This is a genomic window from Pseudomonas sp. NFACC45 (assembly GCF_900113505.1).
Lineage (GTDB): Bacteria > Pseudomonadota > Gammaproteobacteria > Pseudomonadales > Pseudomonadaceae > Aquipseudomonas > Aquipseudomonas tehranensis.
This window is the reverse complement of record NZ_FOPO01000008.1, coordinates 29,609-44,521: the sequence shown is the minus strand read 5'-3', so window position 1 is coordinate 44,521 and position 14,913 is coordinate 29,609. Positions and strand designations below refer to the sequence as shown.

The 14,913-nt window shown below is 63.1% G+C and carries 2 protein-coding genes (1 of these 2 running past the window's edge); both read right to left on the bottom strand.

Annotation, left to right across the window (positions count from 1 at the left end; all coding sequences use genetic code 11):
- Window positions 1-207: 207 nt before the first annotated feature.
- The gene (locus tag BM132_RS15730; protein ID WP_092456599.1) at window positions 208-3,438 is read right to left on the bottom strand and encodes a non-ribosomal peptide synthetase; all 3,231 of its coding nucleotides are present in this window, start codon (window positions 3,436-3,438) and stop codon (window positions 208-210) included.
- On the bottom strand, window positions 3,435-14,913 hold the 3' portion of the coding sequence (locus BM132_RS15725) for a non-ribosomal peptide synthetase (protein ID WP_092456595.1). The gene runs 2,051 nt beyond the window's last position; only the last 11,479 of its 13,530 coding nucleotides appear in the window; the start codon falls outside the window, past its right edge — the gene reads right to left on this strand; it ends in the stop codon at window positions 3,435-3,437. The genes BM132_RS15730 and BM132_RS15725 overlap by 4 nt, the downstream gene beginning before the upstream one ends.

The window sequence follows — 14,913 nt, the reverse complement described above, 5'->3', positions numbered from 1 at the left end:
TCCCCGGGCACGGTCATTCGGCTGGACGACGGCGAAATTTTTGCTGAACACATCCGGTGCCTGAGCGTCCTGCCCGACCCGATTTGTCCACATACCTAAGTAAGACGCAGCACCTGCCAAAAACCGGAATGAGTTTATTTATCATTTGCGAAAAAAGATAAAAAAAACCGGCGCATAGGGGCGCCGGCCTTTTGTTTCATGCGAGTGTCAGTTGCCTTGGGCAGCCTTGGCGGCTTGCAGCTGCCGAGCCTGTTCGGTCAGGAGGGCCTTTTCCTCAGGACTCATCGCCTCCATGCGCAAGCGCACCTGGGCCATTTTTTCCAGCTGCCCCGGACTGCTCTCTAGCGCCCGCAAGGCCAGGGCCAACGACGCCACGGTCGGATGATCGAAGACCAGTCCCGGATGAATTTCGCACTGCAACAACTTGCGAATACCAGCCACCAGTTTGATCACCAGCAACGAATGACCTCCGGCGGCGAAGAAGTCGCGATCGATGCCCAATCGCTCAAGCCCAAGCAACTGCGCCATGCGCGCGGCGAGCAATTGCTCCAGCGCATCACGTGGCGCGGCGTCTTCATCATCCGCTGTAGCCATCGCCAACTGCTGCAGTGCGTGGCGATCGATCTTGCCGTTGGCCAGTCGCGGGAATCGTTCGATCAGGTGCACGTGCTGGGGCACCATCACGCTGGGCAAGCGGGCGCTCAGCTCAGCGCGGGCGGCGTCGAGCAAGCCCGTCGACGGCCCCGACTGCGGTACTACAAAGGCCAGGAGCCCCTGCTCGACCGACGCTGCCGGCAACACCAATGCTTCGGCCACGTGTGGCATGCGTACAAGCACGGCCTCGATCTCCGCCAATTCAATGCGGAACCCACGCACCTTGACCTGCTGATCGCGCCGTCCATATAGCTGGATCGCCCCGTCCGGCCGATAACGCGCCAGGTCGCCGGTGCGATATAAACGCTGCGCTGGATCGAACGGACTCTGGATGAACATAGACTCATCGGCCTCGGCATTCAGATAACCCCGGCACAACTGCGCTCCGCCCAGGTACACCTCACCCAGCACGCCCACCGGCGCCAAACGCAGATCGGCGTCCAGCACGTAAACCTGGTTGTTGCCCAACACCTGGGTCAGCGCCGAACAGTCGCCGGCCGCGCCGTTCAGTGACAGCGGATGAATCATCACCCCCACCGTGGCCTCGGTCGGCCCGTAGTGGTTGAACACCCGGCAATCGCTGCGCAACCGGGCGATGCGCTCGACCAACGTCGCAGCGATCGGCTCACCGCCAAGCACCAGCGTAAGCGGCAGCATCGCCCGGTCACTGTCCAGCAGCGCCGCGAGGTGCGAGGGCACGATTTTCAGGCAATCGATCTGTTGCTGTTGCAGGTACTGGGCAAACAGCGCGCCGTCCTGCATCTGCTCATCGCTGGCCACATGCAGGGTCGCGCCGTTGAACAACGCGCCAAACAACGCCGTATTGCCCAGGTCCGCCGCCACGGTGGAACTGAAAGCGACGTTTTTGCACTGGGCAAGCCCCAGCGCCTGACTGGCCTGGGTGGTGTAGTTGAGCAGTTGCCGATGCTCGATCACCACGCCTTTGGGCACACCGGTGGAGCCGGAGGTAAACAACACATAGGCGATATCGTTGCCTTGGGTAGCGAGCGCAGGCAGTGCCATAGCCGGATGGCTCAGCTCAGCCGCGGTCAGCGCCTTATACGGCTGCCCCTGCCAGACCGGCAGATGCGCCGCATCGGTCAACAACACTGCCGCGCCGGCCTGTTCCAGCATCAACGCCTGACGCGCCTGGGGCCACTGCACATCAAGGGGCAGATACGCCGCACCAAGGCGCCAGCTCGCCAGCATTGCAATCACCAGATCCACCGAACGCGGCAACGCCAGCGCGACAATCGAACCGGCGCCCACGCCTTGCTGCTTGAGGCCCTGCGCCATGCTGTCGACCCGGGCTTGCAACTGGCCGTAGCTCAGTTGCTGACGGGCGTCGGTCAGGGCAATGGCGTTCGGTGTATGCAACGCCAGATCGGCGATGTGCTGCGGCAGATAACGACCATCAGCCAATGCCTGCATGGCGGGGTTGATTGCCAGCAAGCGCTGCTCTGCGGTGCGGCTCAACAGGCCGAGCCGCGCTAATGCGGTGTGTGGAGCGGCAAGGATCGACGCCAACAGCACCCCGTACTGTTCCAACACGGCGCTGGCCGAGGCCGGCGAATAACGCGAGCTGGCGTAACACAGATTGACCGCGGCAAGCTGCTGGGCAGCGTTCAATTTAACCTGCAACAGCAATTCGAACGAGTCTGCCGGCACACGCACGGACTCTGCGACCGCCCAGTTCAGACCAGCACGGGTCCCGGTAGGCCTCTCCTGCCCCAGCGTAAAGCCGTAGGCCGGGCGCGCCGCCCCAGGCGACAGTTCCGGCGCCCAGTATTCCTGCCAGGTACGATGGGCTTCCAGACGCGCCGCCAGCTCGTCCAGCCACTCGCTGAACGACACCGTCGCGGGCAATGAAACGCTAAGCGACAGGGTTTTCTCGAACACCCCCACGGCATTGGCGAAGTATTCATAGTCGCCACGGCTGTCATGGCGCACGCCCACCAGCGCCTGCTCAAGGCCGCTCAGACGTCCCAGCAACACCCACCATGCGCCTTGCAACACCGTGGAAAGCGGCTGACCGAGCTGCTCGGCCAACCGTTGCAACGCGTCGCGCTGGGCCGGTTCCAGTGTCAGCGACACACAGGTATCGGCGGGCCCCGCCTCACTGCCGGCGCTGCGCGCAGCCAACCACGGGGTGGCGATGTCCGTTTGCACGCCCTGCAGGTATTGCTGCCAGTAGGTTCGTCCGGCGGCGGCATCTTCATCAAGCACCACCTCGCTGCGCCATTCCAGGTACTGGGCAAACTCGCCCGGCGCTTCGTCTTCCGGCGCCTGAACTGCGGCGTACACTTGCTGGATTTGCTCCAGCAACAGATTCAGCGATTGCGCATCGGCACTGTAGCGGGCGATGCCCAGCACCAGTTGCCACTGCTGCGGCGCCAGACGATAAAGCACGGCCTGGACGTTTGGCGATTCGCCCACCACAAAAGCTCGGCCCAGCCAATCCTTGATCTGCGCCTGGACATCCTCAGTCCGTTGCTCGCCTGCCGGTATCGTCAACGGGAAACGAGCGGCGCCGCTGGCGGCCTGACGCAAACCGTGGAAACCGGCCACTTTGTCCAGCCGCGCCAGCAGCATTGGCTGCTGCGCCAGGAACGTATCGAACGCGGACTGCAATCGCTGCGGATCGAGATCGCCGTCGATGACCACGTTCAGCCAACGCAAGGCTTCGCCACAGGTCGCCGTGCTCGACAGTTGCTCGAGCATCGCTTGTTGCTCGGGGGTCAAGGCGAAGCCGGGATCCTGCTGGTCCATCAATACCTCGTTCATGCTCCGGTTTCCTCCAGGTTGCGGATGCCCTGGATGGCGGGCCCGGCATCGGCCTGGCCCTCCAGCGCGCTGCGCTCATACATATCGCCCATGGCAACCACGATCTTGCGGGGGCCCTCGAACGGGTCGCGGGCGTGGGCCACCAGCATGTTGTCCAGCAAGATCACGTCGCCCTTGCGCCAGTCGAAACGCACCGCACAGGCTTCATACAAATCACCGATGCGCGCCATCACCTCATCCTCGATGGGTGTGCCATCGCCGTAATACACATGCCGAGGCATGCGTTCCAGGCCGAACATCGACAGCAGGTCCTCCCGCACATCCGGCTCCAGCCAATAGATGTGATGCAATTGCACCTGATTGAAGAACGACTTCTCCCCAGTGATCGGGTGCGTGATGATCGCCGGCCCCGGTGTACGGGTCTGCAACTCGTCGTTGTCGAGCCAGCGCCACTGGATACCGCCCGCCCGACACCGGGCCTCCACTTCGCGGCGGTCCTCGGTCTTGAAGAAGTGCTGCCACGACACGTCGAGTTTGTCGGTGAAGGTGCGCACATACAGCAGCCCTTTGTCTTCGAACTTCTCGCGAAGGTCCGCCGGCAGCTTTTCGTACATCAACCGGCAATCGACCACCGGCGTCGCACCGCCCACAGGCGCGGCTTGCTCGCAATAGAACATCTGCTTGCGCGGCCAGCGGTCCTGATGGGAGCTTTCGTTGTGGAACAGAATCATCTTGCGCTCCGGATACGGCGTGGAACGGTAGGTGTTCTTGCCCCCTTCCTTCTTCGGCAGATCGCCGTACTGGCCATAAAGGCCGGGCTGGATCGCTTCGGCGAACGCTTCAAAGCCCTGGATGCCGTCCAGTTCAAAGCCGCGGAACAGAATGCCCGCGTGTTCGGCCAGTTTTTGCTCGATCAGCGGCCGGTTCTGGTGAATCCACTCGATGACATCCAGCTGGGGTTCACCCGGCTCCAGCATCAACGGGAATCGCTGCGGTGCTGCCACTAGTGATTCACGCACCCGCGCCGGTCGAGGCTTGGCGAGCGGTGTCACGGAGCGTTTGAGAAACTTGCCCAGCTTATCGGCCTTGGGCCCCGGGACGGTGGCAGGCCTGGCGGCGGCCGCCAAGTTGTCGACTGGCATGCTGATAGCTCCCAATTGAATGTTCTGATCAGCGACGATCTGTTCCAACAGGGCGGTCCAGGCCTGAATCAGGTGCTGAATGCGCTCATGTCCGAACAAGGTTGTGGCGAATTGCCAAGTGCCGCGCAATTGCCCTTCTTCTTCGTCAACGAACAACGCCATATCGAATTTAGAATGGGTCTCCAGCGCCGGCAGCAATTCCACGCTCAACCCCTTTATGGCGCGGGTACGCACCGGCACGTTGTTCATCACGAACAACACCTGGAGCAAAGGGTTCATGCCCTTGTGTCGCGGCACGCCCGAGGCTTCGACAATCTGGTCGAACGGCAAGTCCTGATGCTCCAGGGCGCTGAGCAGGTTGTCCTGGGTTTGCGACAAAAAGCTTGCGAACGTGGCATCGGCGTCCAAGCGCGAACGCAGGGGCAGCACGTTGACGAAGAAACCGATCAGCCGCTCCAGCTCCGGCTGTTCACGACCCGCCACGTCGGCGCCAACCACCAGATCTTGCGCAGCGCAGAGCCGATGCAGCAACACCTGGAAGGACGCCAGCAGCGTGCTGTACAACGTCACCCCGGCTTCACTGGACAACCGGCGCAAGGCTCCGGTCAGCCCGGTAGGAAGCTGGAACTGCAGCGCATCACCGTCATAGGAGGCGGTCTGGCCCCGAGGACTTGCCAGCGGCAGGTTCAGGCGCCCCTCATAGCCACTGAGCCGATGTTTCCAGTAGTCGGCCTGACGCGCCAAGACGCCCTGCTCTTCCAGCGCCTGCTGCCACAAGGCGAAGTCATGGTACTGAATCTCCAGGGGCGCCAGCGGCATCGTTTCACCCGTGAGGGATGCTTCGTAGACCTGCACCAGTTCGTTGATCAACAACCCCATCGACCAGCCATCGGAGATGATGTGATGCATGGCGTACAGCAACACATGTTCAGTCGGCCCCAGGTGCAGGATCCGCCCGCGCAGCAGCGGTGCCTGCTCCAGATCGATCGGGGTGCGGGCATTTTCCAGCGTCGCCTGGGCCACTTGTTCCTGCCGGGCACTGGGCGACAGACCAGACAGGTCGATCACCGGGAAGTCCAGTCGGACCTCATCGGCAATCAGCGCCACCGGATCCCCTTCTTCGTTTTGGCGATACGCAGTGCGCAATACGTCATGACGGCGTACCACGTCGGCAAAGCTGCTCATCAGACGCTCCACCGACAACTCGCCGCACAGGCGCAGCGCCATGGGCATGCCATACGCCGAAGTGCCGCCGGACAATTGTTCGGCGACCCACAAACGTCGCTGCACCAACGACAGCGGCGCGGAACGTCGTGGCCCATGGGCCTGGAGCCGCACCTCACGGGAATCGCCCGCCCGGACCGGCCCATCGGTGGTGCCGGCCATCAGCGTCGCCAGCGCCTTGAGCTGCGGATGATTGAACAGGTCACGCAGACTCAGCGGATAGCCGGTCAGCTTGCGCAAGCGTGAAACGGCCTGGGTCGCCAGCAATGAGTGCCCCCCGCGCTCGAAGAAGTGATCGTTGCGACCGACCTGTTCCAGCTCCAGCACCTCTTGCCAGACACCGGCAATCTGTTGCTCCAGCTCACCCTCAGGTGCCACGAAGCCTTGCTGCGACTGGCTGGCGTCGAACCGAGGCAGCGCCTTGCGTTCCAGTTTGCCGTTCGGGCTCACCGGCATGCGCTCCACCAATACCCAGTGCTGCGGGACCATGTAGTCCGGCAGATGCTGGCTCAAGTGGGCCTTCAATGCCTGCTCGAATTCGTGGCGGATGTCGTCTTCGGCACTCAACAGCGCCTGGCGTTGTGGCACCACATAGCCCACCAGCACCGCACCGTCCTGGGCGATCACTACGGTTTCGCGGACCTGCGCATGCTCGGCCAGCCGCGCCTCGATCTCCCCCAACTCGATGCGCAGGCCACGGATTTTCACCTGGTGGTCCATGCGCCCGGCGTACTCGATGACACCGTCGGCACGGTAGCGCGCCAAATCGCCGGTCCGGTACAGGCGCGTACCGTCACCGAACGGGCTGGTGACGAAGCGCTCGGCCGTCAGCGACGGGCGAGCATGGTAACCGCGAGCCAGGCCTTCACCGCCCAAGTACAACTCGCCCGTCACCCCCGCCGGCAACGGCGAAAGGTTGTGGTCGAGGATAAACGTACTCAGGTTGGCAATCGGCTGACCGATCGGCACCGCGTCGCGGCCCTCGTCCACGCACGTCCAATGGGTCACGTCGATGGCCGCTTCGGTGGGGCCGTACAGGTTGTACAGGCCGGCCGCCGGCAACTTGGCGAACACCTGCAATTGGGCATCCACCGGCAAGGCTTCACCGCTGCAAATGATCCGCGTCAGGCTCTGGCAGCCGCCGACTGCGGGATCTTGCATGAACGCCTGCAACATCGAAGGTACGAAGTGCAAGGTGGTGATCTGCTGCGCGGTGATCAGCTCGATCAACTGTTCCGGATCGCGGTGGGCACCCGGTGGCGCCATCACCAGGGTCGAACCGGTCAGCAATGGCCAGAAAAACTCCCAGACCGATACGTCGAAACTGAACGGTGTTTTTTGCAGCACACGGTCGCTCGCGTCCAGCTGATAGGCGTCCTGCATCCAGCACAACCGATTGACCAGGGCCGAATGCCGGTTGCCCGCACCTTTGGGTTTGCCGGTGGAACCGGAGGTGTAGATCACATAGGCCAGGTTTTCGCCGCTGAGCTCGACCACCGGATTGGCCTCGCTGCGGCCAGCCAGCCAGTCGCCCGGCTGATCCAGCACCAGGCTGCGCAGGCCCGCCGGCAGCGGTAATTGTTCAAGCAAGTGGCGCTGGGTCAGCAACAAGCCAATGCCGCTGTCTTCGAACATATAGGCCAGGCGCTCCTGTGGATACTCAGGGTCCAGCGGTACGTAGGCGCCACCGGCCTTGAGGATCGCCAGCAGGCCGACCACCATGTCCACCGAACGCTCCATGGCGATGCCCACCAACACTTCCGGCCCGACGCCTTGCTCCATCAGTACATAGGCCAGTTGGTTGGCCTGGGCATTGAGGGCCGCATAGCTCAGCCGTTGCCCGGCAAATACCAGGGCACACGCATCAGGCGTCTTGGCCACCTGCGCTTCAATCAGTCGCTGCACGCTGCAATCGAGCGGGTACGGCGTCGCGGTGGCGTTCCACGCCTGCTGAACCCGTTGCTGTCCTGCATCGAGCAACGACAGTTGCCCCACCGAGCGCTCGCCGCCAAGCACCATCTGTTCCAGGAGATAACGCAGGGACTGGCCGATACCGACAATGTCGTCTGGCGCGAAGCTGGCGTGGTTGTAGCTCAAGAGCAACGACAGCGTGTCACCCAGGTTCACCGCCAGGGTCAGTGGATAGTTGGTTTGTTCATGATTGGCGACTTCACCGAAGCGCAACGTGTCCGGGGCGCCCTGCTGCAACGCCTGGGACACTGGATAGTTCTCGAACACCAGCAACGTGTCGAACAGCGCCGCACCACCCTGCCCGGCCCAGCGCTGGATGTCGAACAGCGGCGTGTGTTCGTGCTCGCGCAGGCTCAGGTTTCGCCCCTGGACCTCTTGCAACCACTGGCCGATGCTCTGCTCCGCCCGCGGGCTGCCCACCAGCGGCAAGGTGTTGATGAACAGACCGATCTGTTGTTCCACGCCGGGGATATGTGCGGGACGTCCGGCCACGGTGGCGCCAAAGGCAACCACCGACTGCCCGGTGCAACGTTGCAGCAATAACTGCCAGGCCGCTTGCACCAGTGTGTTGACCGTCACTTTCTGCTCGCGGGCAAAGGCATGCAGCCGGGCCGTGGCATGGGTATCGAGCACCTGCTCATATTCGCCGTGGCCGGCGCTTGCCTCGCCGCGATGGTCCCGGGCAAAGGCCCCCGCAAGGTGGGTCGGCTCGTCCAGTTCGGCCAGTTGTGCCGTCCAGAACTGCTCGCTGGCCTGTGGGTTCTGAAGCGACAACCAGTCGATGTAGTCCCGGTAACGTCCAGACGGTCGGGCCGGTGTCTGGCCGCTGTAGCGTTGCAACACTTCACCGAGCAACTGCGAGTTGCTCCAGCCGTCCATCAGGATGTGATGGCTGGTGTAGATCAGGTGATAGCGGTCCTCCGCCACGCGCGCCACCAGCAAGCGCAACAGCGGCGCCACATCCAGCTCGAAACCCTGCTGACGCTGCGCCAACGCCAGGGCGTCCAGGTCCAGGGATGGATTCGCTACGGCGCCCCCATCGTGGAACAGGAACGCAACCTCCCTCTGTTTATGTACCACCTGCAGCGCCCGCTTGAAATCGCCGTCCCAGACGAAACTGCTGCGCAGCACTTCATGGGCGTCCATGGCCGCCTGCCAGGCCTGACGGAAGCGCTCGACATCCAAGCCTGCAACATCTACACGCAGTTGATTGATGTAATTGCCAGCCTGTTGCTCATACAGCGTATGGAACAGCATGCCTTGCTGCATGGGCGACAACGGATAGATGTCTTCGATCTGCCGCGCAGCCAGCGGCAACGCGTCCAGCTGGGCCTGGGTCAACCCGGCCAGCGGGAAGTCCGACGGTGTGAAGCCCTGATGCCGGGTCTGGCAGCAGTGCTCGATCAACGCCTGCAGCTCCTGAGCGTAATCCAGGGCCAGCGCCTGGATCGTCGACTCATCGAACATCTGCGTGCTGAATGTCCAGTCGATGCTCAACTCACCCGCGTAGACGCTGCCATTGAGCGTCAACCAATTATCCAGTGGCGCCAGCGGGCTCTGTGGCGTGCCCGCCGATTCGCTGGCCGGGATAAACAGCCCGGCGGCGTCATCCGCAAATCCGCTGTCGAACTGGCCCAGATAGTTGAAGGTGATCCGTGGCACCGGCAACGCCTGAAGGGTACGCCGCGTCTGCTCATCCCCCAGGTAGCGCAGCACAGCGAATCCGAGGCCCTTGTCGGGTATCGCGCGCAATTGCTCCTTGATGGCCTTGATCGAATCCTCGGTGGTCGCGGCCGGTGTCAACCGGACTGGAAACAAACTGGTGAACCAGCCGACGCTGCGGCTCAAATCCAGGCCATCGAACAGAGCCTCGCGGCCATGGCCCTCCAGCTGAATCAAGGTCGAGGCATCCCCGGTCCACCGACCGATCACTCGGGCCAGGGCCGTCAAGAGCAAATCGTTGACCTGGGTGCGATAGGCCGCTGGCGCTTGCTGCAAGAGTTGGCGGGTCTGGTTTTTATCCAGACGCGTCTGGATCTGCGCCCCATGGCACCTGCGCAGTTCGCCCTGCGGCCGGTCACAGGGCAAATCGTTGCGAGCGCCCTCAAGTTGCCCTTGCCAGTACGCCCTCTGGGTGTTGAGCGCTGCACTGCCTGCATGGGTTTTCAAGCGTTGTGCCCAGGCCTGGGTGGCACTGGTCTTGGCCGGCAGTTTCGGCGCCTGACCGGCCTGCAATTGTTCATAAGCCTGTTGCACGTCTTCCAGCAGAATGCGCCAGGACACCCCATCCACCACCAGGTGATGGATCACCAACAACAGCCGTTGACTACCATCGGCCAGGTTCGCCAGGACACCGCGCAACAACGCGCCGTTTTCCAGGTCCAGGCTGCGCTGGGCTTGTTCGGCCAAGCGCTCCAGCGCCGGGGCATCTGCCACCTCAGCGGTCCACAACAGCGGTGAGCGGCGCCAAACCGCCTGCTGTTCGGCGAGTGTTTGATGGCGAGCGGTCCACGCGTCGTCCTCACGCCTGAAGGCCAGGCGCAAGGCATCGTGATGGGCAACCAATGCTTGCAACGCCTGCTCCAGATGCCCGGCGTGTACCGGCCGCAGCCCCTTGAGCAGCACCGACTGGTTCCAGTGATGAGGCTCAGCCATGGGCTGGTCGAAAAACCATTGCTGGAACGGCAGCAGCAGCGTCTCTCCCGTCACCGGCCCTTGATCGATAGTCAACCCGCTGTCACCCAGGGTCGCCACGCTGGCCAGGCCCTGGATGGTCTGGTGTATGAACAGATCTTTGGGGCTGAAATGGATGCCTGCCTGACGGGCCCGGCTGACCATCTGGATGGAGACAATCGAATCGCCCCCCAGCTCGAAGAAGTTGTCACTGATCCCCACTTTCCCGCGCCCGAGCACGCTTTGCCAGATATTGGCCAAGGCCTGTTCGATGGCGGTGACCGGTGCGGTGTATGCCTTGGGGCTGACAGTGATATCGGCTTTGGGCAGGGCTTTGCGCTCCAGTTTGCCATTGGGGCTGACGGGCATTTTTTCCAGCCACAACCAGTGCTGCGGCACCATGTAGTCGGGCAAGGCCTGGCTCAAATGCTCCTTGAGACGGCCTTGCAATGTCTGGCGAGCGATGTCTTCGGCGGCCAGCCACTCGGCGCACGCCGGCACCACGTAGGCCACCAGCAAGGTCCCGTCCTGAGCGATGACAACCGCTTCGCGCACGTCGTCGTGCTCGGCCAGGCGCGCTTCAATTTCACCCAACTCGATGCGCAGGCCACGGATCTTCACCTGATGATCCATCCGCCCGGCGTATTCGATCACGCCATCGGCGCGGTATCGCGCCAGATCACCGGTGCGATACAGCCGCTGACCATGGCCGAAGGGGCCGGTCACGAACCGCTCGGCCGTCAGCGCCGCGCGTCGATGGTAACCACGGGCCAGGCCCTCGCCCGCCAGGTACAGCTCGCCGATTACCCCCACTGGCACCGGCGACAGTTCATCATCGAGGATGCAGGTGCCCAGGTTGGCAATCGGTTGACCGATCGGCACGCTGTCGCGCCCCTCCTCGACACAGGTCCAATGGGTCACGTCGATGGCCGCCTCGGTCGGACCGTAGAGGTTGTACAGGCCGGCGTTCGGCAGTTTGGCGAACACCTGCTGCTGCGCATCCACCGGCAAGGCTTCACCGCTGCACACGATGCGTTTCAGGCTGGTGCATTCGGCCACGTGTGGGTCTTGCAGAAAAGCCTGCAACATCGACGGCACGAAGTGCAGCGTGGTGATGCGCTGCGCCGTGATCAGTTCGATCAGTTGCGTCGGGTCGCGATGAGCGCCCGGCGCGGCCACCACCAACGTCGAGCCGGTCAGCAGTGGCCAGAAAAACTCCCAGACCGACACGTCGAAACTGAACGGCGTTTTTTGCAGCACGCTGTCGTTCGCCTCCAGCCGATACGCGTCCTGCATCCAACACAGCCGGTTGACCAACGCCGAATGACGATTGCCTGCGCCCTTGGGCTTGCCGGTGGACCCCGAGGTGTAGATCACATACGCCAGGTTTTCACCGTCGAGCTTGACCTGCGGATTGGCATCGCGGCCTGCTTGCAGCCCGTCATCGGGCAGATCCAGCACCAGGCTGCGCAGCCCCTGCGGGATCGGCAATTGTTCAAGCAAGTGGCTCTGGGTCAGCAGCAAACCGATGCCGCTGTCGTCGAACATGTAGGCCAGGCGCTCCCGTGGATATTCCGGGTCCAGCGGCACATAGGCACCGCCGGCCTTGAGAATCGCCAGCAACCCCAGGACCATTTCCACGGAACGTTCCACGGCGATGCCCACCAGTACATCCGGACCGACGCCCAGCTCGATCAGCCGGTGAGCCAACCGATTGGCCTGGGCGTTGAGCTGGGCATAGGTCAGACGGTGCTCGCCGAAAACCAGTGCCGGCGCATCCGGGGTTCGCCGCACCTGTTCTTCGATCAGCCCGTGCACACTGCGATCGAGGGGATATTGGGCCGTCGTTGCGTTCCAGTCGACCAGCATCCGCCGCCGTTCGTCATCGTCCAGTAGCGCCCACTGCGCAACGGGGCGATGCAGGTCCTGCACCAGGCCTTGCAACAGGTTGAGCCAATGCCGGCCCATGCGCTCGACGGTGGCCGGCTCGAACAGATCCGTGGCGTAGGTCAGGGCGGCGTGCAGCCCTTGCGGGCTGTCGGTGGTATCCAGGCTCAGGTCGAATTGTGCGGTGCGCTGCGCCCAGCCAAACGGTTCGACCGCCAAGCCCGGCAAGGCATGGGCCAGTGTCGCACCGGTTTCGTTGCGATGGTTGAACATGGCCTGGAACAACGGGCTGTGGCTCAGGTTGCGCTGCGGTTGCAAGGCATCGACCAATTGCTCGAACGGCAGGTCCTGATGCATCTGCGCCGCCATGGCCGTCTGCTTGAGCTGTTGCAACAAACCGGCGCCGGTCAAATCGCTGTGGAACTCGGCCCGCAGCACCTGGGTATTGACGAAGAAACCGATCAACCGCTCGGTTTCCAGGCGTTGACGGTTGGCAATCGGCACTCCGACGCGGATGTCGGCCTGACCGCTGTAGCGATGTAGCAGCGCCTGAAAAGAACCGAGCAACAACACGAACAGCGTGACGTTTTCCCGTCGGGCCAAGGCCTTGAGGGCATCGCTCAACGCGCGATCCAGCACAATCGGTAACCGCGCGCCGCGCAGGCTTTGCTGCGCCGGGCGCGGATGGTCTGTGGGCAGCGCCAACAGCGGTTGCTCGCTGCCCAGTTGCCCGGTCCAGTACGCCAGTTGTCGCTCCTGTTCGCCGGCGGCCATCCATTGCCGCTGCCAGACGGCATAGTCGGCGTATTGCACCGCCAGAGGCGGCAACTGCGCGGGCTGCTCCTGAATGAAAGCCGAATACAGGCTCATCAGGTCATCGACCATCACCTGCAACGACCAGGCGTCGGCAACGATGTGATGCACAGTCAGGACCAGCATGTGCTCCCGCTCACTCAGCTCCAGCAGCGCCACGCGCAACAGCGCCTCGCTGAGCAAATCGAACGGGCGTTGCGTCTGCTGCTCGAGGAACGCCTGAATACTGGCCTCGTCCGCCACTGCCAGGCGGTGCTCGACGAAGTGGACCTGCCACTGCGGGCGAATCACCTGGCAGGTGCGGCCATCGTCCTCGACGAACGCCGTGCGCAAGCTTTCGTGACGTGCCAGCAGCGCTTCAAAGCTGTGACGCAGGGCGATTTTGTCCAGCGCACCGCGTATCCGCAGCGCGGTCGGAATATTATAGGCGGCGCTGTCGGGGTCCATTTTCCACAGGAACCACTGGCGTTCCTGGGCAAACGACAGCGGCAGCGGTGCGTCACGCGACACCGGCACCATCGCAGGCGCCTGTTCGCCTTGGCCGGCGTCGAGGCCATTGACAAAGTCCTGCAACGTGCTGTGTTCGAACAGGCTGCGCAGCGGCACTTCGATATCCAACGCTCGACGGACCCGAGACACCACCTGGGTGACCAGCAGCGAGTGTCCGCCCAACTCGAAGAAGTTGTCCTCCAGCCCTACTCGTTCAAGCTTGAGCACCTCCTGCCAGATCGCTGCCACCTGTTGCTCACGCTGATTGCGGGGTGCCACGTAAAGCCGTTGCACGTCGCCAACATCGGGCGCCGGCAACGCCTTGCGATCGACCTTACCATTGGGCGTCAGCGGCAGTTGTGCCAGGAACACCAGGTGCGCCGGAACCATGTACTCGGGCAATTGCGCCTTGAGCGCGGCCTTGAGCGAAGCGCGTAACGAAGACTCGTCCGCTACTTCACCGGTCGCGGGCACCACGTAACCCACCAGTTGTGCACCGGTCGGGGCTTCATGGGCCACCACCACGGTTTCCCGCACACTGTCCTGGGCCAGCAACGCCGCTTCGATTTCCCCCAGCTCGATGCGCAAGCCGCGGATCTTGACCTGATGGTCGATGCGTCCGATGTACTCGACCACGCCTTCGGCCCGATAACGGGTCAGGTCGCCGGTGCGGTACAGCCGCTCGCCGCAGGTGGAGAACGGGTCCGGCACAAAACGTTCGGCGGTCAACGCCGGACGTTGAAAGTAGCCGCGGGCCAGCCCGTCACCGCCAATCAGCAACTCACCCGGCGCGCCCGCAGGGTTGAGCGTCAGGTCACTGCCCACGATGTATAGGGCCGTGTTGTCCAGCGGCTTGCCCAGGAACGGACGGCTGTTTTCCAGACTCAGCGGATGCACCGCCGACCAGATCGTGGTTTCGGTCGGGCCGTAGAGATTCCAGACCCTCGGCGAAAGCGCCAGCAGTCGTTGCGCCAACTCCAGGGGCAACGCCTCGCCGCCGCAGAGGAACGTGCGACCGGCCAGCAACGCCGAGTGTTCATGATCGAGCAACATACGCCAGCTCGAAGGCGTGGCTTGCAACACCGTCACATCGTGTTGTTCGATCAGCGCCAACACCGCTTGCGGATCCTGGTGCACGTTCTGCCCGGTCAGCACCACGCTGGCTCCAGCCGACAATGGCCCGTAGATTTCCAGGCCAAAAATGTCGAAGGAAAACGTCGTCAGCGACAGCATGCGATCGCTGGCCGTGATGCCTGGCCGGGCGATCATGCTGGTG